Origin of the sequence: Arthrobacter zhaoxinii (assembly GCF_024385505.1) — a bacterium.
GTDB classification, from domain to species: domain Bacteria; phylum Actinomycetota; class Actinomycetes; order Actinomycetales; family Micrococcaceae; genus Arthrobacter_B; species Arthrobacter_B zhaoxinii.
This window is the reverse complement of sequence record NZ_JANFLT010000001.1, coordinates 209276-230577: the sequence shown is the minus strand read 5'-3', so window position 1 is coordinate 230577 and position 21302 is coordinate 209276. Positions and strand designations below refer to the sequence as shown.

The 21302-nt window shown below is 66.2% G+C and carries 15 protein-coding genes; 11 read left to right on the top strand and 4 right to left on the bottom strand.

Annotated elements, in window-relative coordinates:
- Position 1 precedes the first annotated feature (1 nt).
- Complete coding sequence (locus tag NNX37_RS01015; protein WP_255790204.1) at positions 2 to 1321, bottom strand: glycerophosphoryl diester phosphodiesterase membrane domain-containing protein; 1320 nt, start codon at positions 1319 to 1321, stop codon at positions 2 to 4.
- A 220-nt stretch (positions 1322 to 1541) separates the two neighbouring features.
- On the opposite strand from NNX37_RS01015, the gene mtrA reads away from it, so the two are divergent.
- From mtrA to secA, 7 genes are all read left to right on the top strand, one after another.
- On the top strand, positions 1542 to 2219 hold the full coding sequence (gene mtrA / locus NNX37_RS01010; protein WP_255790203.1) for an MtrAB system response regulator MtrA: 678 nt from the start codon (positions 1542 to 1544) through the stop codon (positions 2217 to 2219).
- Positions 2220 to 2241: 22 nt separating this feature from the next.
- Positions 2242 to 3927 carry an MtrAB system histidine kinase MtrB gene (gene mtrB / locus NNX37_RS01005; protein ID WP_255790194.1) on the top strand — a complete coding sequence of 562 codons (1686 nt, stop codon included), beginning with the start codon at positions 2242 to 2244 and terminating at the stop codon, positions 3925 to 3927.
- Complete coding sequence (locus NNX37_RS01000; protein ID WP_255790180.1) at positions 3920 to 5650, top strand: LpqB family beta-propeller domain-containing protein; 1731 nt, start codon at positions 3920 to 3922, stop codon at positions 5648 to 5650. The genes mtrB and NNX37_RS01000 overlap by 8 nt, the downstream gene beginning before the upstream one ends.
- Before the next feature lie 114 nt (positions 5651 to 5764).
- Entirely contained in the window at positions 5765 to 6730 is a 966-nt protein-coding gene (locus NNX37_RS00995; protein ID WP_255790178.1) for a ComF family protein, read from the top strand.
- Positions 6731 to 6856: 126 nt separating this feature from the next.
- On the top strand, positions 6857 to 7582 hold the full coding sequence (gene hpf / locus NNX37_RS00990; RefSeq protein WP_255790177.1) for a ribosome hibernation-promoting factor, HPF/YfiA family: 726 nt from the start codon (positions 6857 to 6859) through the stop codon (positions 7580 to 7582).
- Positions 7583 to 7608: 26 nt separating this feature from the next.
- Entirely contained in the window at positions 7609 to 8823 is a 1215-nt protein-coding gene (locus NNX37_RS00985; protein WP_255790176.1) for a winged helix-turn-helix domain-containing protein, read from the top strand.
- A gap of 89 nt (positions 8824 to 8912) precedes the next feature.
- On the top strand, positions 8913 to 11681 hold the full coding sequence (secA, locus tag NNX37_RS00980; RefSeq protein ID WP_255790175.1) for a preprotein translocase subunit SecA: 2769 nt from the start codon (positions 8913 to 8915) through the stop codon (positions 11679 to 11681).
- Between the two features lie 20 nt (positions 11682 to 11701).
- Here the strand turns inward: secA and NNX37_RS00975 are convergent, their stop codons facing one another.
- Both NNX37_RS00975 and NNX37_RS00970 read right to left on the bottom strand, forming a co-directional pair.
- Positions 11702 to 12286 carry an Rv3235 family protein gene (locus NNX37_RS00975; protein ID WP_255790170.1) on the bottom strand — a complete coding sequence of 195 codons (585 nt, stop codon included), beginning with the start codon at positions 12284 to 12286 and terminating at the stop codon, positions 11702 to 11704.
- A 77-nt stretch (positions 12287 to 12363) separates the two neighbouring features.
- Positions 12364 to 13158: a LysM peptidoglycan-binding domain-containing protein gene (locus NNX37_RS00970; RefSeq protein WP_255790168.1), complete on the bottom strand. Its 795-nt coding sequence runs from the start codon at positions 13156 to 13158 to the stop codon at positions 12364 to 12366.
- Between the two features lie 211 nt (positions 13159 to 13369).
- On the opposite strand from NNX37_RS00970, the gene NNX37_RS00965 reads away from it, so the two are divergent.
- Positions 13370 to 13933: a hypothetical protein gene (locus NNX37_RS00965; RefSeq protein WP_255790166.1), complete on the top strand. Its 564-nt coding sequence runs from the start codon at positions 13370 to 13372 to the stop codon at positions 13931 to 13933.
- A gap of 40 nt (positions 13934 to 13973) precedes the next feature.
- Here the strand turns inward: NNX37_RS00965 and NNX37_RS00960 are convergent, their stop codons facing one another.
- A complete protein-coding gene (locus NNX37_RS00960; RefSeq protein WP_255790165.1) occupies positions 13974 to 14207 on the bottom strand; it encodes a helix-turn-helix domain-containing protein in 234 nt (77 codons plus the stop codon).
- A gap of 211 nt (positions 14208 to 14418) precedes the next feature.
- Between NNX37_RS00960 and NNX37_RS00955 the strand changes: the two genes are divergently transcribed.
- The 3 genes from NNX37_RS00955 (at position 14419) to NNX37_RS00945 (ending at position 21299) form a co-directional block, all read left to right on the top strand.
- Positions 14419 to 15081, top strand: a complete 663-nt coding sequence (locus tag NNX37_RS00955; protein ID WP_255790164.1) for a hypothetical protein — start codon at positions 14419 to 14421, stop codon at positions 15079 to 15081.
- On the top strand, positions 15078 to 16382 hold the full coding sequence (locus NNX37_RS00950; protein WP_255790163.1) for an AAA family ATPase: 1305 nt from the start codon (positions 15078 to 15080) through the stop codon (positions 16380 to 16382). The genes NNX37_RS00955 and NNX37_RS00950 overlap by 4 nt, the downstream gene beginning before the upstream one ends.
- An 84-nt stretch (positions 16383 to 16466) precedes the next feature.
- Positions 16467 to 21299 carry an NAD-glutamate dehydrogenase gene (locus NNX37_RS00945; protein WP_255790162.1) on the top strand — a complete coding sequence of 1611 codons (4833 nt, stop codon included), beginning with the start codon at positions 16467 to 16469 and terminating at the stop codon, positions 21297 to 21299.
- The last annotated feature ends 3 nt before the right edge of the window (positions 21300 to 21302 follow it).

Below are 21302 nucleotides of genomic sequence, written 5' to 3'. Positions count from 1 at the left end.
TCTACTGCGTGCCCGCGGGCGGACCGTACGGCCCGTGCACCACGGGGACCGCTTTCCTGCCGGGCAGGAAGCCCGGGTCCAGGATCTGCGGGTTCTCCTGGTCCTTCATCAGGGCAAGGTCGAAACCTTCGCGGCGGATCCGCAGGTCGATGTACAGCAGGGCGGTGACGGCACTCTGGAAGGCACAGGTGAGGGCTGCCACGAGCAGGCTGACCACGAAGAGCAGGACAACGCTGAGGACTGTCACGGCGACGTTATCCACTACTGTGAGGGCGCTGATGCCGAAGGTGAGCGGCACGGAAAGGATCTGGGACAGGACGTTCACGGTCAGGCTGGTGAGGGCCAGGATGCCGAACGTCCGCCACCAGTTGCCTTTCGTCAGCTGCCAGGACCGCCTGACGGCAGGAAAGACCCCGATGCCTTCCAGCACCAGCGCCGCCGGTGCCAGGGAGAGTTTGACCGACACCCAGGCAGCGGCGGCAATGACGGCGAAGAAGGCCGGAATGACGACGATAAGCCCCATCGCCTGGAAGGCGTCGAGGATCAGGTACCCCAGCAGGACAAGGACCGTGACGCCGGCGGCGGCTCCGGCCAGCATCAGCAGGGCGAGGCCCGCCAGCGGGCCGAGGCTGCCGCGGGCCAGCTGCCAGACCTGGCCGAAGCGGGTGTTGAGGTTCAGGGCGGACCGCGCCACGGGCAGCACCAGGAGACCCTGGACAATCAACACCCCTGCCAGGGACAGCCCGCCCAGGGTGGAAACCGAACCCACCGCCATTCCCACCAGGGGACCGGTGACTTCTCCGCTGGAGGCCCCGCTCTGCAGCCACCCTTCAAAGGAAGCGACCAGGCCTACGCCCAGCACGACGATCAGCAGGGTGATCACGGCCTGGACGACAAACGCATTGCCGAAGGCGGCAAGCGCATTGCGGCGGCATGCCTGGAAGGCTCCGTCCATGATTTCGCCCAGTCCCAGGGGACGCAGTGGGATGACACCCGGCTTGGGCGGCGGTGTATAGCCGGGCGGAGGGACGGTGCCGCCCGAATAGGGGTTCCGCTGGCCCCAGGCGGATCCCTGCGCGGCCGGCTGCTGTCCCCACGGATTGCCCTGCTGCGCCCACGGGTTGGTCCCGGGCTGCGGTATCCCGGGCTGCTGCGGGCCGGGCGGCGGCGGGACCGGCTGCCCGCCTGCAGGGCTCCACGCGCCGGAGCCGGACTCGTGGTTCCACGGCTGCCCGGTGTTTCCGGGCGCCGGCTCGCCGGCGTCGTCGTTCCGGTGTTCCCGGCCGGCATGTTCCCGGCCGCTGTGTTCTTCCTCGCCCATTTTGACCCGTTTCCCCCGCAGGCACTCGCGTTTATTACCTCGACTATAGTGATGCTCCGCCCAAACGGCACCCGGCGAGCCGTGGCGCCGTTTGTGTCCCTTAGGATGATAGGGATTAACTTAGGCGGCATTGACACGCCGTGGGGAGCGGCAGCCGTCAGGACTGCTGCGGCACGCGCGCAGCGGCGGGCGTGGAAGCAAGCAGCGAAAACAGGGAGTTATGAAGGCACGCATACTGGTCGTAGACGACGACGAAGCACTCGCCGAGATGATCGGAATCGTGCTGCGTAACGACGGGTTTGACCCGGTGTTCTGCGCCGACGGCTCCTCAGCGCTGGAAGTGTTCCGCAACAGCAAGCCGGATCTGGTCCTGCTTGACCTGATGCTTCCCGGCATCGACGGAATTGAAGTGTGCCGGCAGATCCGCGGCGAGTCCGACACCCCCATCGTGATGCTCACCGCCAAATCCGATACGTCCGACGTCGTTCGCGGCCTGGAATCGGGTGCGGACGACTACGTGCCCAAGCCCTTCAAACCCGCAGAGCTGGTGGCGCGGGTCCGTGCCCGGCTGCGCCCGGGCGACCAGAAATCGCCGGAAACCCTGCGGATCGGCGAAGTCTCCATCGACGTTGCAGGCCACTCCGTGGCGCGGGGCAGCGACAGCATTTCGCTGACGCCGCTGGAATTTGACCTGCTGGTGGCCCTGGCCCGCAAGCCCTGGCAGGTTTTCACCCGCGAGATGCTGCTGGAGCAGGTCTGGGGATACCGCCATGCCGCGGACACGCGGCTGGTGAATGTGCATGTGCAGAGGCTCCGCTCCAAGATTGAACGCGACCCCGAAGCACCCGAGATCGTACTGACGGTGCGCGGTGTCGGATATAAAGCCGGCCAGAGCTAAGTTGCCGGGGTTCCTGGCCGGGATGACCGGGAACCCGAAATTCTCCTCGTCGCTGCAGGCTCTGCTGCGCCTGCGCGATGCCTTCCGCCGGGCCACTTTTCACCGGATAGCCCGCCAGTGGCGCCGGTCGCTGCAGTTCAAGACCATTGTTTCCACGCTCCTGCTCGTGGCCCTTGCGGGCGCCGGTATCGGTGCGTTCCTCTCGCACCAGATTGCCGGTTCGCTGTACGAAGAGCGGCTGGCCCAGTTCCGGACCGAAGCGACGGCAGGCCTGGCCGTAGTGAAGGACAATTTCCGGGACACCGCCGCCAGCGACCGGGAAAGCACCGACCGGCTGGTCATGGACACCCTGCCGTTGCTGGAGGGGCAGGGCGCGGATGCTCAGCGGACCTATCTGCTCACCCCGCTGCCGACGCAGGATCCCCTGTACATCTCCTCGGTGAACAGTGGAAAAATCACTGCAAACGGCATTCCCGTAGCACTCAGCGACGCCGTGGTGGCAAGTGAGGCCTCAGAGTCCGAGACGGATTACGTATTCTGGTCGCCGCTTGAACTCGCCAACGGGGAACCCGGCATTGCCTTCGGCACCAAGGTCACGCTGCCGCCGGACAGCTCCGAATATGCCCTCTACCTCATCTATGACCTGCATTCGATGCAGGAAACCCTCGACGATATCCACCGGATTCTCTGGATTGCAGGCTTCCTCCTGCTCGCCATCAGCGGCACCATCGCGTGGATCGTCACCAAGGCGGGGCTGGGAGCGGTCAGCGACGCAGCAGCCGTTTCGGAGAAGCTGGCTGCGGGCGAACTGCAGGAGCGCATGGAGGTCAAGGGCGAGGACGAAGTAGCGCGGCTCGCGGCGTCGTTCAACCACATGGCCGGCACGCTGCAGGACCAGATCACGCAGCTGGCCACACTGTCCCGGATGCAGCAGGTCTTTGTTTCCGACGTCTCCCATGAGCTGCGTACCCCGCTCACCACGGTGCGCATGGCCGCGGAAGTTCTCTACGACGCGCGCGAAAGCTTCGATCCCATGTACCGGCGCTCCACGGAACTGCTCTACCACCAGGTGGAACGCTTCCAGGCGCTGCTGGCCGATCTGCTCGAGATCTCCCGGTTCGACGCCGGTGCGGCTGCCCTCGATCTGGAACCCACCGATGTTTTCCATATTGTCCGTGACGTCATTGACGCGACCGAGCCGCTCGCGAACAACTGCGGTTCCGAGGTTGTCGTGGTGTCCAAGGAGTCGAGCTGCGTGGTCGACGCCGATCCGCGCCGGATCGAACGAATCCTGCGTAACCTGTTGGTCAACGCGCTGGAACACGGCGAAGGAGAACCCATCGAGATTGCCATAGCAGCTTCCGAAGACGCCGTAGGCATAGCGGTGCGGGACCACGGCATCGGGATGACCGAGGAGGCCGCCGGGCATGTCTTCGACCGCTTCTGGAGGGCGGATCCGGCACGTGCACGCACCACCGGCGGCAGCGGGCTGGGCCTGTCCATCGCCACCGAAGACACGCGTCTGCACAGCGGCTGGCTTGAGGCCTGGGGCGAGCCCGGAAACGGCTCGTGCTTCCGGCTGACGCTTCCGCGCCGCCAGGGCACGCGATTCGAGTCGTCTCCGGTGCCCCTGTCGCCCCGCGATATCGTTGCCGGACCCCGCGCGCTCACCGCGGCCGCACCGGCCGGGGAGGAATCTGATGCGTAGAAGGAACATGCGGGCCAAGCCGCGGCTGATGCGTCCCGGGACGTGGCTCGTTCTGTGGCTCAGTGCCGTCCTCGTGCTGGCTGGCTGCTCATCGATACCCACCGTCGGGCCGGTCGGCACAGCCTCGGCCGAGCACAACGGGGACACCGGGGAAGACGCCGTGTTCTCACCGGAGGGTCCCGCCGAGGACGCCTCGCCGCAGGACATCATCCAGGGGTTCATAGAGGCGGGCAAGGGAGCGGCGGATGACTACAGCGTTGCCCGGCAGTTCCTGGCTCCGGAACTGGCGGACACCTGGTCGCCTACGGAACGGGTGAGCATCTACCGGTCCTCGCGCATCGTGGCCATGCCGGAACCGGATCTGTTCCAGATTCAGCTGGAATTGCACGGAAGCGTCGATTCCCGGGGCGTCCGCACCGACGCTCCGGACGGCAGCACCGAAACGTTCCCCGTGCGGCTGGAAGAGGTAGAGGGACAGTGGCGGCTCAGCGCGGTCCCCGATGGAATCATCGTGTCCCTGGCAAGTTTCCCTGCCCTCTTCATCGGCCACAACCTCTACTTCTATTCGAGCGATTACGAGTACTGGGTGCCGGATACCCGATGGTTTATCCAGCGCGCCGGCATTGCGGCCAACATTGTCAAGGAGCTCCTCGTCGGTCCCGCGCCGTACCTGCAGGGCGCCGTTGTCAGTGCCTTTCCTGCCGGGACCACCCTGGCCCGCGATGCTGTGCCCGTGGCGTCCGGGGAAGCCGTGGTGGATTTCGCAGCCGACTCGCTTCGGGACTCAAGCGACCTGAACCGGCAGCAGATGGTGAAGCAGCTTGAACAGAACCTGCGCGGCCTGAACAACGTGACGTCCGTGAAGATGACGGTCAACCAGCGGGACGTGGACCTCGGCAAGGGCAGCGGGGAGCTGCAGTCCGCCGTGGCGGATCCCTCCGCCGGTGCCACCCAGATTGTGGTCAACGAGGGCGAACTGGCGTACTACGCCGACGGTCCCGAGCCCACCGGGGATGTTCCTTCAGTGGCTGAATACGGTCCCCGGGATCCCGCCATGTTTGCGGATGGATCGGTGATCGCGTTCCTGGACAATCGGCAGGAAACTTTGCTGATCACCGGAACCGGGCAGGATGTCCGTGTGGCGGCGGAAGCCGAAAAGTTCACGCCGCCGAGCGTGGATCCGGGCCGCTGGGTCTGGACTTCCCAGCCCTCGGGCACCGGTTCACTGGTCTTCGCCGTACCGTTCGGAGGGGACCGCGGTTCCGCCGCGGTCCTCACGGCACCTTGGCTGGAGGGGCTGACGGTGACCGAACTTCGGATTTCCAGGGACGGCACCCGGGCACTGGTTGTTGCCAACCAGGACGGGCGCAGTGAAGTGATGATTGCCGGCGTCGTCCGTTCACCCGAAGGGGTTCCCCTTTCCCTCACGGTACCGATGAAACTCCAGGTGCCTTCGAAAGCCGGGGTCGTGAACCGGGCCAAGTGGGTCTCGGAGGACACCGTGGTTGCGGTGCAGGCAGGCGCAGAGGAAGCAGCTCCGGTGATCCTTGGCCCGGGCCGCGAATCTGAACTGCTTTCCCCGAAGGAGGGAATCGCGGGCCTGAGCGCCGGCAACGGCATTGAGGACATCTTTATCCAGACGGAAGAGGGCATCTTCAACAAAGTCGGGAGCAGCTGGTCACTCCGGACCGAAGGAACACGGGACCCGGCCTTCCCGGGCTGACTCAGGAGTTCCTTTCCTCCACAACGGAACAGTGACGGCGGGCCGGCAGCAACAAGCCCCCGGATCCGGCGGCGCCGGTGTGCTGCCGGGTTCCGGCCGGTCCACGCTGGACCGATGGACACACCGCCAGGGCAGCTGGACCGGCTGCTGTACTCCCGGACGGGACAGAGGTTCGCCGCAGCTACGGCCGGGCTGGCCGCCGTGCTGGCTCCGGTTTCCTGCGTGGTGTGCGGAACTCCGGACAGTTCGCTGTGCAGTGCATGTGCTGCACGGATCCGCCGCGGCACGCTGCATCCATACCCTGCCCAGGAGGGTGCGGGCGCCCTTCCCGCCGCCGAGCCGCAGCTGCCGCGGCCTGCGCCGGAGGACACTGACTCCTTTACCCCGCTGCCCGTTATGGCGGCGGGACCGTACTCAGGCGGCCTGGCCCGGACCCTGCTGGCCTACAAGAACCAGGGGCACACCGACCTGGCCGGATTCCTGGCCCCGGTGCTGGCCGGAGTCCTGCAGGCTGCGGTGCTGGAGGCGCGGCGGGCGGCAGTTCATCCGCTGGTCCTGGTTCCGGTTCCCGGCACCGGAGCCTCGCGTAGAAAACGCGGCTACGTTCCGCTGATGCTGCTGTTGAAGCGGATCCGCCACCGCCGGCTGCTGCCCGCCGGCTGCACGGTAGCGTCCCTGGTCTCCCCGGCAAAAGGGCACGGCCCGGCGGGTGCACTGCGGTGGATGCGGAACGAAGGGACCTGGTGGCCGGGCAGACCCGGCCCCGGCGCACCGCGGTTTCCGGGTCCGCAAAAGGGACTCGGCCGCAGTGCGCGGCGGCGCAACGTCCGCGGCACCATGACCGCCGGTCCGCCCGGAGGGCTTGCCGGGGTCCACTGCCTGGTGCTGGACGACGTGCTGACCACGGGTGCCACCATCGCCGAGACCGTTCGGGCGCTGCGCGCGGCAGGGGCAAAGGTCCTGGGCGCGGCGGTCATAGCAGCCACACCGGCCCCCTCGCGTAACACTGGCCCCGCTTTTCCTGCCGTTCCGGGGGTGCTCGGCGCGGGTGGTGGAAACGGAATCACGAGACGTGAATAAAGTTCGGCGGTGATCTAACGTGTTGAGTATGGATAGCTTCAAGTAGCGGGGCTATCCTGCGGCAACGGTCGCGAAAGCAACTGACAGCGGCCGTTGTTGTGTCACCGAAATCTATTGGAGGGCACCATGGAATTCATGATCAGCGGACGTAACGTTGCAGTATCAGACCGGTTCCGCGAGTACGCCGAAGAGAAGATCGGCAAAGTGGAGGCGCTCGGCGACAAGGTCCAGCGGGTGGAGGCCAGGGTCACGAAGCAGGGTAACGTCCGGGACGCAGACAGCGCCCTCACCGTGGAAATCACGGTCACCGGACGTGGTCCCATCATCCGTGCCGAGGCAACATCCGGAGACAAGTTCGCGGCGTTCGACCTCGCATACGGGAAGCTGCTGGAACGGCTGCGTCGGGCAAGTGACAGGCGCAAGGTGCACCACGGGCGCCACGCACCGATACCCGTCCGGGTTGCCACCGCTGATCTTGGTCCCGTGAGCACCTCCGAACCGCTCTACGCGCAGGTCGCTGCGGCCGCAGAGGAACGCGAGAACGACGCCGAGGACGCGGCAGCAGACGAAGACACCGGCGAGTGCCCCGTATTGATCCGGCGCAAGGTTTTCCCGGGTGCCCCCATGAGCCTTGATGACGCCGTGGACAATATGGAGATGGTCGGCCACGACTTCTACCTGTTTGTGGATTCCGCCACCGGTGCGCCGTCGGTGGTGTACCGCCGCCGCGGCTGGACCTACGGGGTCATCACCCTGGACTCCAAGTGCGCCGAAGGCGCAGAAGAACCCCGGGAGGAAATCCGCGGTTACCGTGTGGCGGAAACCCCCACGGATGACCGCGCAACCGCCTGACCCGTCAACGCCCCTAGGATGAGGGGATGAAAACCCAGCTCTCCCTCCGCCAGGCCCGCCGTACAGCGCTGGCGGCGCAGGGACTGGCCAGGGTGCGGCCCGCCGGCCTTGTTAGCGCAAGGCAGGTGGGCCGTACCTTTGAGCGGCTTGCCCTGCTGCAGATTGACTCCGTGAACGTCCTGGCGCGCAGCCATTACCTGCCGCTGTTTTCCCGGCTGGGGCCGTACGACCAGGCACTCCTGGACCGGCTGGGGACCCGCCGTCCCCGCCGGATGGTCGAATACTGGGCCCATGAGGCAAGCTTTGTCCGGCCTGAACTCTTTGCGGATCTGCGCGCCGTCCAACGACGCACCTGGATGACCGCCCACTCCCTGCCGCCGGTGCTGGCAGAGGAGCTTCGGGAACGGATCCTCGGCCAGCTCGAGACCGCGGGCAAGCCCCTGACCTCCCGCCAGGTCGTGGAGCTCCTGGGACACAGCAAGGTACGGGATACCTCTGACTGGGGCTGGAACTGGAATGCCGCCAAGCGCGTCCTGGAGGATCTTTTTGCCGCCGGGCTGATCAGCTCCGCGGGACGGACACCGCAGTTCGAGCGGTTGTACGCACCTACTCCGGCAGTCCATCCGGCGGGCGCAGCAGCGCTGGAACCATCCGATCCCGAGCAGGCCGTGCTGCGCCTGACCGAGGTTGCAGCACGGGCACACGGCATCGCGACGGTTCGGGGGCTTGCCGATTATTTCCGTCTGCAGCAGCGTGAGACCGCAGCCGCCGCCGAGATCCTGGCCGGGAAGGGCATTCTCGAACGGGTGGAAGTGGCCGGCTGGCGGCAGCCGGCGTATCTGCACGCGGAAGCAGTGGTTCCACGGACCGTGTCCGGGCAGGCGCTGCTCAGTCCGTTCGATTCGCTCATCTTCGAGCGGCGCAGGCTCGAGGAGCTCTTCGGCTTCCACTACCGGATCGAAATCTATACCCCGCTTGCCGCCCGCCGGTACGGCTACTATGTGCTTCCGTTCCTGCTGGGGGAGGAACTCGTTGCCAGAGTGGACCTCAAAGCGGACCGCGCCGCGGGTATGCTGCTTGTTCAGGCAGCCTTTTCGGAACCCGGGGCGCCCCCGCATACGGCGCGTCAACTCGCTGCGGAGCTGCGGCTCATGGCAGAGTGGCTGGGGCTCGGGCAGATTATGGTGAAGCCCGTGGGAGACCTGGCTCCCGCCCTGAAGCTGGCAGTATGCAGGGAATAACGGTCATAAGGGAACGGCGGACCGTCACGGTACGTCTCTCACGTAGACTGAGGACGCCAGATTTCGGCAACTAGATTGGGAGCAAATCAGTGGCATCACTACTCGAACGAGTTCTTCGTACCGGCGACAAGAAGACGCTGAAGACACTGCGTAACTACGCCGACGCGATCAACGTGCTCGAGGACGAGTTCAAGGGCATGACCGATGCCGAACTCAGGGGTGAAACGGACCGTCTCAAAGAGCGCTACAACAATGGTGAGTCGCTCGACGATCTCCTTCCCGAAGCTTTTGCCGCCGTCCGCGAGGCAGCCGGACGAACCCTCGGCATGCGGCACTTTGATGTCCAGCTGATGGGCGGCGCCGCCCTGCACCTGGGCAACATTGCCGAAATGAAAACGGGTGAAGGCAAGACCCTTGTGGCCACGGCCCCGGCCTACCTCAACGCCCTGACCGGACGCGGCGTCCACATCGTGACCGTAAACGACTACCTGGCCGAGTACCAGTCTGATCTGATGGGACGCGTGTTCCGCTTCCTCGGGATGACCAGCGGCTGCATCCTTTCCAACCAGGACCCCGCCACCCGGCGTGAACAGTACGCCGCCGACATCACCTACGGAACCAACAACGAGTTCGGTTTCGACTACCTCCGCGACAACATGGCCTGGAGCGCCGCCGAGCTCGTGCAGCGCGGCCACCACTTCGCCATCGTCGACGAAGTCGACTCCATCCTCATTGACGAGGCCCGTACCCCGCTGATCATTTCCGGTGCGGCGAGCGGCGACGTGAACCGGTGGTACACGGAGTTCTCCAAGGTTGTGCAGCGGCTCACGCTGGATACCGACTATGAGGTGGACGAGAAGAAGCGCACCGTCGGAATCCTCGAGCCGGGCATCGAGAAGGTCGAGGACTACCTCGGCATCTCCAACCTGTACGAGGCAGCGAACACCCCGCTGATCGGCTTCCTGAACAACGCCATCAAGGCCAAGGAACTCTTCAAGCGGGACAAGGACTACGTGGTCCTTAACGGTGAAGTCATGATCGTGGACGAGCACACCGGCCGTATCCTCGCCGGACGCCGGTACAACGAGGGCATGCACCAGGCGATCGAGGCGAAGGAAGGGGTGGTCATCAAGGCCGAGAACCAGACCCTCGCCACGGTCACCCTGCAGAACTACTTCCGCCTCTACGAAAAGCTCGCCGGCATGACCGGTACGGCCGAAACCGAGGCCGCCGAGTTCATGAGCACCTACAAGCTCGGTGTGGTGCCCATCCCCACGAACAAGCCGATGGCCCGGATTGACCAGTCCGACCTGATCTACAAGAACGAAGTGGCAAAGTTCGACGCCGTCGTGAAGGACATTGCCGAGCGCCACGCGTCCGGCCAGCCCGTACTCGTCGGCACCACCAGCGTGGAAAAGAGCGAGTACCTTTCCAAGCAGCTGGCCAAGGCAGGCATCCGGCACGAAGTCCTCAACGCGAAGAACCATGCACGTGAAGCCGCCATCGTCGCGCAGGCAGGACGCAAGGGCGCCGTAACGGTAGCCACCAACATGGCAGGCCGCGGCACCGACATCATGCTCGGCGGCAACGCAGAGTTCAACGCCATTGCCGAACTGGAGCGGCGGGGACTGGACCCGAACGACAACCCCGAGGATTACGAGGCGGCCTGGCCGGACGCCCTCGAAAAGGCACGCCAGGCCGTCGCCGCCGAACAGCAGGAAGTGGTCGAACTCGGCGGGCTCTACGTGCTCGGCACCGAACGCCACGAGTCCCGCCGCATCGACAACCAGCTCCGCGGACGGTCCGGACGCCAGGGCGATCCGGGCGAATCGCGTTTCTATCTTTCGCTGACCGACGACCTGATGCGCCTGTTCAACTCCGGTGCCGCCGAGCGGATCATGAACAGCTCGTCCATGCCGGACGACGTCGCCCTCGAATCGAAGCTGGTGTCCAAGGCAATCCAGAACGCGCAGGGACAGGTCGAAGGACGCAACGCCGAACAGCGCAAAAACGTCCTGAAGTACGACGACGTCCTGAACCGCCAGCGCGAGGCCATCTACGGCGACCGCCGCCGCATCCTGGAAGGCGACGACCTGCAGGAGAAGATCGGTTTCTTCCTGGAAGACGTCGTCACCGCCGTCGTCAACGAAGCGACTGCGGAGGGCCACGGCGACGACTGGGATCTCGAGCAGCTGTGGACCAACCTCAAGACGCTGTACCCGATCAGCCTGACCATCGACGAGGTGGTCGACGAAGCCGGCGGCAGGTCAAAGCTCTCCCGCGAGTTCCTGCACAATGAAATCCTGTCCGACGCGAAGCTGGCCTACCAGGCCCGCGAGGAAGCCCTCGGCTCGGCCACCATGCGGGAGCTGGAGCGGCGCGTCGTGCTCTCGGTCATCGGGCGCAAGTGGCAGGAGCACCTGTACGAGATGGACTACCTCAAGGAAGGCATCGGGCTGAGGGCCATGGCCCAGCGTGATCCCCTGGTGGAATACCAGCGCGAAGGATTCGTCATGTTCCAGACAATGATGGAGTCCATCCGCGAGGAAAGCGTCGGGTACCTCTTCAACGCCGACGTGCAGGTCAGCGAACCCGCAGCCCCGGCAGCAACTGCACTGTCCGGCGTCAAGGATGCCCGCGGCGTCGTCGGCACCCCGGTCATCAAGGCGGCAGGCCTGGAAGCTCCGAAGCAGCCGGCCAGCCTGCAGCTCACCGCACCAAATAGCCAGGGCGGGGTGGAGACCAGGGTGGAACGGACCCGCGGCAGTGCGCCGGCAGACCCGTCCGCTCCTGCGGCGGGAAAGGCCGCCTCCACCGGTAACAAGTCCGCTGCCAAGAAAGCCAAACGACGCAAGTAACCGGTAGGGAACGGCTAGAACTAGCCGATCTCCAGGGCAGTAACCTTCCAGAGCCCGCGCCGCAGCTGAACCCTCAGCGCGACGGCGCGGGCTCTGTCATGTTCCAGGGCCACGACCGTGGCCTCGTAGATTCCCTCCGACACGGGGCAGAGCCGGCAGGAGCGGATGCGTACCCCGCGGTGCAGCAGCTGCGGATCGGGTGCCTTCCCGGACCGTGCCCGGGGATCCTGCTGCAGGCCGCGGACGAGGTTGGCACGCATCTGCAGCCGTTCATAGTTCTCCGGATCCAGCCAGCGGGACATCTGCTGCAGGGGCCGGACGCCGCCCAGCACTTCAAGCGCCGCCAGCGCCACTGATTGGCAGATGGCTTTCACCCGGGCGTCATCTTCCGGGGCCGAAACCCAGTTGGCGGCTCCGGGTGCGGGACCGGGAGGCGGATCCGCAGCCCGGCTGTAACGTTCGCGGGGTGTGGCCGGCACCGGGGCCGGGAGCGCCTCCCTGGAAGGGGCCAGATAGACCGCGATGGGACCGGCGGCTCCGTCAGCCGGTTCATCCGGAGGTACAGGCGGGGCATCGGGAGCGGGTAGGAATATCACGCTGGTCATGGTGCGTCCTTTCCTAGCGCGGAAGTGCTGTTCTTACGTGAGGGAAGCGGCGTGCCGCCGGCTTCGAACGGGTCCCCTTACGGGGGCGGAACGGCCAGCACCTGGCCGGGATGAATCAGGCCCGGATCGGGACCGATCACCTCCCTGTTCAGTTCGTACCAGCGGGGCCAATGGGCGGCAGTCTCTGCGTCCGTGGCCTGTGGTCCCAGCTGGGATGCCGCCAGCGACCAGAGGGTGTCTCCCGCCGCGACTACAACTTCCCGTTCATCAGGCCGGGTGGTACCTGTCAGCAGGCCGCCGCCAGCGGACGGCGGGGGAGAAGGACGCCAGAGCGGCGAGACGGTATCCGCCGGAGCGTCTGACGCCGGGGGCCCGGTTTCCGCAGCGGCTGCCGGTACACGTGTTCCGGACAGCTCCGCTTCCATTGCATAGGTCCGGGTGACGGCTGTTCCGGCTGCCGATGCACCGGGTACCGCTCCGAGTGTCCCCCCGGCAGCCAGTGAGATCCCCAGTGCAGCCGATGCCAGCCGGCGCAGCGGCCCGGGCGCCAGCGCCAGCGTCCGCCTGCCGGCCGTCCGGAAGCCGAAGCGGTGCAGCAGGCACCCTGCCAGTGCGCAGGCAAGCCCCGCCATCCACCAGAGTGTCAGCAGCAGGCCTGCTGCAGCAGCGCCGAACCCGGCGATCTGACTCAAGGTTGTCAACGAAAGCACGGCTCCCGACAGCGGGTCCGGGGAGAACAGGATGGAACCCGCGGCCACCGCGTCCGGCAGCATCCGGGCGCCGCACCACAGCAGCAACAGGCCGGCGGCCGCTATGGCTCCGGTTGCAAGGGCATCTGCAGCCAGCCGGCGGGGGAAAGCGTTTCCAGTCATGGCATTCTCCAGAAGATGAGCCTAAACGGAGCGGTTGTTCTGCTCGTTTGGATCGGTTTGGTGAGTTTGGTGTCTTTTAGTTTCGTTTGGTGTCATTAGCTGGGTTTCGGCTTTTTTGGTGCTGTATGACCCAGGTGATGCCCGTGTCTACACTTCGCGTTGGGGGCTGTCCAGAGTGGTCGGCCGCCGCGGTGGACGCTAGCCTTGGGCGATGCGATGGGACGCCCTGTTCAGGGATATGGAGGCACAGCTTGCTGCGGCCGCCGGGCTGGCCGCCGAAAGCGAGATTTCCGACCGCGTCCGGATGGAACTGCGGGGAATCAGCCTGCAGGACAGGCTGCGGAGCCAAAGCGGAAAGGAGCTGGTCCTGGACCTCGGTGCAGCAGGGGTGCTGCGGGGAATCCTGCGGCATGTGGGGGAAGGGTGGGTAGTGCTGGAGCAGGACCGGGGCGCCGCCCTGGCGGTGTTGTCCCACGTGGTTGCCATCAGGGGGATGGACCGCTTCGCGAGCCAGCCTGCCGGGCGGGTACGGCTGGGAGTGACGTCCGCACTGCGCAGCATCGCCAGGGACCGGAGCGCGGTGCTGGTCCGCTCCGCCGGGGCAGCAGTCGAAAGTGCCCTGCACGGCACGATCGACCGGGTGGGCAGCGACTTCCTGGAGCTGGCCGTTGTGCCGTCCGACCAGCCGCGGCGCAGCACAAACGTCACGGGGGTCTACGTCCTGCCGACAGCCACGGTGGCCGCGGTGCTGTCACAACAGAACGGCTGGCCGTGACACCGCACCGCCGCCACCGGGACGCGGCGGCTCCCCGGGCTCAGCTTCCGGCGTTTTCCTCCAGGGGGATGCCCTGCCGCACGGCCGCAGCCGATTTCCGGTAGGCACGGGAAATGTAGTCTTCAAGCTGCTGTGATTCGACCCGCCACTGGCCCCTGCCTCCGATCTGGATCGCCGGAAGTTCTCCGCTGCGGACCAGGGCGTAAGTCTGCGAGGAGGAGATGTTCAGCACCTCGGCGACATCGACCAGCGTCAGGAATCTCTTATCGCCCACGCCACTCACCTTTCGCACCGCACTGCCGCGGTTTGCACCCGTTGTATACCAGCAGCACCAGTGTGCCACCAGCGGGATCGCACTCTGGGGTTATCCACAGATTCGACTTTCCTCGAAACCACCGTTTGCTTCCTCCGGCAGTTCCTCCACAATGAGCCCATCCAGTGCCCCGGTCCGGGGTGAAGGGGGGAGTCAGGGGAAAAGGGGGAGCATGAGCGTGCACCTAACCGACCGCGCAACGGGTGCGGAACCGTCAGCGGCACGGCTGCGCAAACCGTCGTGGCGGGATCCGCGCCTTCTGCTGGGAATCCTGCTGGTGCTCGGATCCGTTGCCGGGGTTGTCGCCCTGGTCAGCAGCGCCGACCGGACAACGGAGGTCTATGCCGTGAGCCGCGATGTTCCTCCGGGCACGTCCATCCGTGCCGAGGACCTGCTCGCGGTGCCGGTCCGGCTTGGCAATGCCGAGGAGCTGTATCTCCCGGTTGCCGGAGGAATACCGGAGAACACCGTCGCCGGTGCGGCGCTCCGCAAAGGTGAACTGGTTGCCCGGTCCTCGCTGGTCCAACCGGACCTGCTGGACCGCAAACCGGTCGGATTGCGGGTGGAGGACCCGCTGCCCGCCAGCACGGACGCGGGATCGCGTGTCGACATCTGGGCGGCCATGCCCAACGCCCGCAACGGGTTCGATGAGCCGAAGCAGCTGATCGAAGCCGCAGAGATATCGGAGCTGGCCGTCACCGAGTCCGCGCTGGGCGCGAACCGCAGTACGGAGCTGCTGGTCCTGGTGGACGACTCCGACCTGCCGCTGCTGCTGAGCGCCTTATCCAACCAGGCCAAGATCACGGTGGTCCACAACCCCTCACCGGGCTCGTGAATATCCCGGTCGCCACCGTAGGGGCCGCTACCGCCGGTGTTCTCGACGGGTTGGAACGACTGCAGGGGCCCGTGACCGTGGTCCGGCGGTGCACCGAGCTGACGGAACTCATAGCCGTCTCGCAGAGCGGAACCGTGCGCGCCGCCGTCGTCGCCGATGAGGCAGGTGAGCTCACCGCAGCACTGGCCGAACGCCTCGCGGCTGCCGGAGTGGCGCTCGTGGCGCTCGCCGATGATTCGATTCTTCGGCAGCGGCTGGAGGCCCTTCGGATCGTGAATGCCCCCAGCGGTGTCGACCCGGGTGCGCTCGCCGACTTGATTTCCGCGGCGGTCCAGGCACTGGAGCAGCCCGTGCAGGACGCGCAGACGGGAAGCAGCAACAGCCTCGCAGACCCGGCCGCTGCCTTCGGTGCGGGCACCGCCGCCCCGGGACCCGACGACACTGCGCTGCCGGACGGGCGCAGGGGTACGGTTACCGCGGTCTGGGGGCCGGCCGGAGCTCCGGGCAGGACCACGCTCGCCGTCAACCTGGCGGCCGAGGCGGCAGCTGCCGGCACAGCGGTGCTGCTTATCGACGCCGACACATACGGCTCCAGCGTGGCCGTCAGCCTCGGACTGCTCGATGAATCCGCCGGACTGGCCCAGGCCTGCCGCCTTGCCGACCAGGGACTGCTCGACGACGCCGCGCTGCGCAGGATCTCGGCCGGGGTTTCCCTCCGGGGGCACCGGTTGTCGGTGCTGACCGGTATCACCCGCTCCGACCGGTGGGTCGAACTGCGTCCCGCCGCGCTCTCGGGCGTCCTCGCCGCGGCGCGGCGGATCGCAGACCTGATCATCGTCGACTGTGGATTCTCGCTGGAAACAGACGAGGAACTCAGCTTCGACACAATGGCTCCGCGGCGCAACGCCTCCACCCTCCTGGTGCTCGAAGCAGCGGACACGGTCTACGCCGTGGGCACGGCCGATTCCGTCGGAGTTCCCCGCCTGGTCCGGGCCCTCGCCGACCTGGCAGGAGCGGTTCCGGGACTCGAGCCGCGAGTCGTGCTGAATAAGGTAAGAGCCTCCTCCGTCGGACGGCAGCCGGAAAACCAGCTGCGCGGGGCCTGGGAAAGGTTCGGTCCGGGAGGGGGAATCGCTGCCTTCCTGCCCGCCGACTACGACGCCGCCGACGCCTCCCTGCTCTCCGGGACAGCATTGCTGGAAACGGCGCCCGCCTCGGCCCTTCGCGCCTCCATCGCCGAGCTGGCGGGCGTGCAGGTCCCCGGCCGACGACGTGGCGCACCTCGGACGCGGGCAAAGTGACCTTTGGCGCATTCGCGGCTAGGCTCGATAGGAAGAGGCTGCAACGGAGCAGGCGGACGTAAGTACTATCGGAGGCGTATTACATTGTCGTCAGGGTCCCGCATCGCGGATCTTTTCAGTTCGGACACTTCCCTGGATGAATTCATCGGGAACTACTACGAGCATCTGGCGCGTGAAGATGCCCAGGCCTATGCTCCGGCGGTCCTGAAGGTGCGGGCCCAAAAGCACATGGAACTGGCGCTCAGCCGCACCGAAGGAACTGCCGCCGTCGACGTGGTGGACCTGGGCGACACCAGCGTCATCCTGATCGTGACCGATGACATGCCCTTCCTCGTCGACTCCGTCACCGCAGAGGTAGTACGCCGCAACGCCGCGATCCGGCTGGTGGTGCACCCCATTTTCCTGGCCACCCGCGATCCCCGGACGGGTGAACTGCAGCAGGTGCAGCGTGTTCCCGCCGCCGCCGGCGTCTCAAGCGGCGACACTGCAGCGCTGCCCAATCTGGCCGACCTGCTGGGCGGGAACGGCGGCACCACCAAGGTGGAATCCTGGATCGCCATCGAGGTCGCCCGCATCACCGACGCGGACAAACGCTCGGAACTTGTTGCAGGCCTGCAGAAGGTCCTCGGTGATGTCCGGATCGCCGTGGCGGACTGGCCCGCCATGCGGTTAAAGGTCCACGAGATCGCCCGTTCCCTGGAAACCGTCCCCGGTGCCCGGGACATCCCCGATCTGCAGCAGGCCCGTGAACTGCTGACCTGGCTGGACAACGGCAACTTCACCTTCCTCGGCTACCGCGAATATGACCTGGTCACCGAAAACGGGGAAGACGCACTGCTCCCCACCGAGGACAGCGGCCTGGGACTGCTGCGGCTGCATTCCACCCGGCGGGTCCAGCGGCTGACGGACGCAGGCCGGGCCAAGGCACGTGAAAAGCGCGCCCTCGTCATCACCAAAGCCAACTCGCGGTCCACCGTGCACCGGCCCGCCTACCTTGACTATCTCGGGGTCAAGCGCTTTGACGAGCAGGGCAATGTCAACGGCGAACGCCGCTTCATCGGGCTCTTCGCCACCGGCGCGTACACCGGTTCCGTCCGCAGCATCCCGATTGTCCGGGACAAGGTCCGCGACGTCATGCGCACCTGCGGTTTCCCTGCCGACTCACATTCGGGCAAGGACCTGCTCTCCATTCTGGAAACCTACCCCCGCGACGAACTCTTCCAGATTGACCCCTCCACACTGCTGGACACCTCGCTGGCCATCCTCCGCCTGCAGGAGCGGCGACGGACCCGGCTGTTCCTCCGGCCGGATATCTACGGACGTTTTATGTCCGCAATCGTCTTCCTGCCCCGTGACCGCTACACAACGCCGGTCCGGCTCCGGATCCAGGACGAGCTGCGTTCCACGTTCAACGGAGAGTCCATCGATTTCGAGGCGCGGATGACGGAGTCCGCCCTGGCGCGCCTGTTCTTCCGGATCCGGCTGCCCCGCGGCCAGGAAATCGCGGATATCGATGCCGCCGCGCTGGAGGCACGCCTCGTGCAGGCCACCCGGTCCTGGAGCGAGGGTATCGAAGAGGTCGTCCGGACCAAGTTCTCCCGCCCGGAGGCGGAGAAGCTGTCCGCACTGTGGTCTGACGCCTTCCCGGCTGCGTACCGGGTGGCCTACGAAGTCGAGGATGCGCTGGAGGACATTGCCCGCTTCGAAGCCCGGCTGGCCCGTCCGGACACCGCTCCGGAGCTGTTCGTCTACATCCCGGCCGGCGGTGACGGTCCCGAAGACGCCCGCCTGAAGCTCTACCTGACCGAGCCGAAGTCGCTGACCCAGATCCTGCCGTTCCTGCACAACCTCGGCCTGGAAGTCCTTGACGAACGCCCCTTCGAAATCCGCCGGGGCGACGGCACAGGGTTCTACCTGTACGACCTGGGCCTGGTGTACCCCTCCGGCATCGATCCGCTGCAGACCGGTTCCCTGCTGGCCGAAGCCTTCCGCGCCGGCCTGTCCGGAACCGCCGAGTCCGATGCCTTTGACCGGCTGATCCTGCAGCAGGGACTGCGGTGGCGCCAGGTGGTCATCCTGCGGGCGTACGCCAAGTACATGCGGCAGGTCGGCACGGGAAACTCCTACGGTTTCGTGGCCGGCACGCTGCTGGCCAACCCGGATGTTGCCCATGCACTGATAGCGCTCTTCGAAGGGCGTTTCGATCCGGACCTGACCGAGGAGGAGCGCCGGGCCGCCGTTGAGCAGGCAGGCGCCGCGTTGGAGACGGGCCTCGAGAAGGTGCCGACGCTTGACGCCGACCGCGTCCTGCGGACCTTTGCCACCCTCATCAACGCCACGCTGCGCACGAATTTCTACCAGGACAAGCCGTACGTCAGTTTCAAACTGAACACCGGGGCGATCGACGGTGCTCCGTTCCCGCGGCCGAAGTACGAAATCTGGGTTTATTCTCCCCGGGTCGAAGGTGTGCACCTGCGCTTCGGCGAGGTGGCCCGCGGCGGGCTGCGCTGGTCCGACCGGCGCGAGGACTTCCGCACCGAGGTCCTCGGCCTGGTCAAGGCACAGACCGTGAAGAACGCCGTCATCGTGCCCACCGGCGCCAAGGGCGGGTTCTACGCCAAGAAGCTGCCCGACCCTGCCGTGGACCGCGGCGCCTGGATGGAGGAGGGCAAGAACAGCTACCGCACCTTCATCAGGGGGCTGCTGGACCTCACCGACAACCTGGTGGTGAAGGAATCGGGTGAGGAAGTAGTGCCGCCCGAACGCGTGGTTCGGCACGACGGCGACGACAGCTACCTCGTCGTCGCCGCTGACAAGGGCACGGCGTCGTTCTCTGACATCGCGAACTCCATTTCCGCGGAGTACGGCTTCTGGCTCGGTGACGCCTTCGCCTCCGGCGGGTCCGTCGGCTATGACCACAAGGCCATGGGCATCACCGCCCGCGGCGCCTGGGAATCGGTCAAGCGGCACTTCAGCGAGCTGGGCATCGATACCCAGAGCCAGGACTTCACCGTGGTGGGCGTCGGCGACATGAGCGGCGACGTGTTCGGCAACGGCATGCTGTTGTCCGAACACATCAAGCTCGTGGCCGCGTTCGACCACCGGCACATTTTCCTGGATCCCAACCCCGACGCCGCCCGCTCCCATGCGGAACGGCGGCGCCTGTTCGAACTTCCGCGCTCGTCCTGGGCGGATTACGACGAGTCCCTGATCAGTGCCGGCGGCGGGATCTTCCCGCGCCAGTCCAAGAGCATTCCGGTCTCGGCGGAGGTCCGCGAGGTGCTGGGCCTGCCGGATTCGGCAACCAAGATGAGCCCGCCCGAGCTGCTTAAAGCCATCCTGACTGCGCCCGTTGACCTGCTCTACAACGGCGGCATCGGCACCTATGTGAAGTCCTCGGCCGAAACCTCTGCCGATGTCGGAGACAAGGCCAACGACGCGATCCGCGTGAACGGCCGGGACCTGCGCGTGAAGGTGGTCGGTGAAGGCGGAAACCTCGGCATGACGCAGCACGGACGCATCGAGGCGGCCCGAGCCGGTGTCATCCTCAACACCGACGCGATCGACAACTCCGCCGGCGTGGACTGCTCCGACCACGAAGTGAACATCAAGATCTTCGTGGACCGGATGGTCGCGGCCGGCCGGCTGGACCCGCAGGAGCGCGCGGAGTTCCTGCACTCGATGACCGATGAAGTGGGCCACCTGGTCCTGCAGGACAACATCGACCAGAACATGCTGCTGCTCAATGACCGGCAGCGGGTCCTGGAAGCGAACCCGAGCTTCGAGCGGCTGATGGACTGGCTTGAAGAACATGCAGACCTCGACCGCGAGCTGGAGGCGCTGCCCACCAACGACGAACTGCACGCACGCGTCGCTGCGGGGGAGGGCCTCACCTCGCCCGAGCTGGCCGTACTGGCCGCCTACGCCAAGATCGAGCTGACCAAGGCGCTGACGCGTTCGAACCTGGCGGACGATCCGTACTTTGCGGGAACCCTCCGCCGGTACTTCCCGAAGCAGATCGTCGAGCGTTTCGGGGACCAGCTGGATACCCATCCGCTGCGCCGCGAGATTATCTCCACCGTGGTTGCCAACGACATGCTCAATATCGGCGGCATCACCTTCGCCTTCCGGGTGATCGAGGAAACCTCCGCCACCGAAGCGGAGGCCGCCCGCGCCTTCACGTCGCTGAGGGAAATCTACGGATTCGACAAGGTCCTCGCCGAGCTCGGTTCGCTGCCCGCCGACTTCCCCACCGAAACGTGGTCCATGGTGCACCTGGACCTGCGCCGGCTGCTGGACCGCGCCGTGCGCTGGTTCGTCAACCACGTGGGCCGGGGAACAACGATCGCCGAGGACATCGAGGCGTTCCGGCCCGTCGTCCAGCCGCTGCTTTCGGACCTGACACGGTTCCTCCGCGGCTCGGATGCGGAGCGGGTGGAAGCCATGCTCCAGAAGGCCCGTGAGCTGGACATCCCGAAGGACCTGGGCACCTACTGGGCTGAGCAATTCGAGTCCTTCGGCCTGCTCGATGTCGCGCTGGCCAGCAAGACAGCCGCCGTTCCGGCCGACGAAGTCGCCGGCGTGTATTACGCCGTCTACGACCAGTACGGCATTGACGACCTGCTGAACCGGATCACCAAGCTGCCCCGGGAAGACAGGTGGCAGTCGCTGGCCCGAGCAGCCCTGCGCGACGACCTGTACTCGACGGTGGCCGACATGACGGTGGCTGTGCTCGAAGCTACTCCTGACCGGTCCGGCACGGATCCGTCGGAGCGCCTGCACACCTGGGAGCAGGAGAACGCCGACCACCTGCAGCGCGCCTCCAAGATGTTCAGCGAAGTGAACCGCCTGGAAGAAGACGACATGGCCTCGCTTTCAGTGGCCCTTCGCCTGCTCCGTTCCATCGTCCGCCGCTAGCCC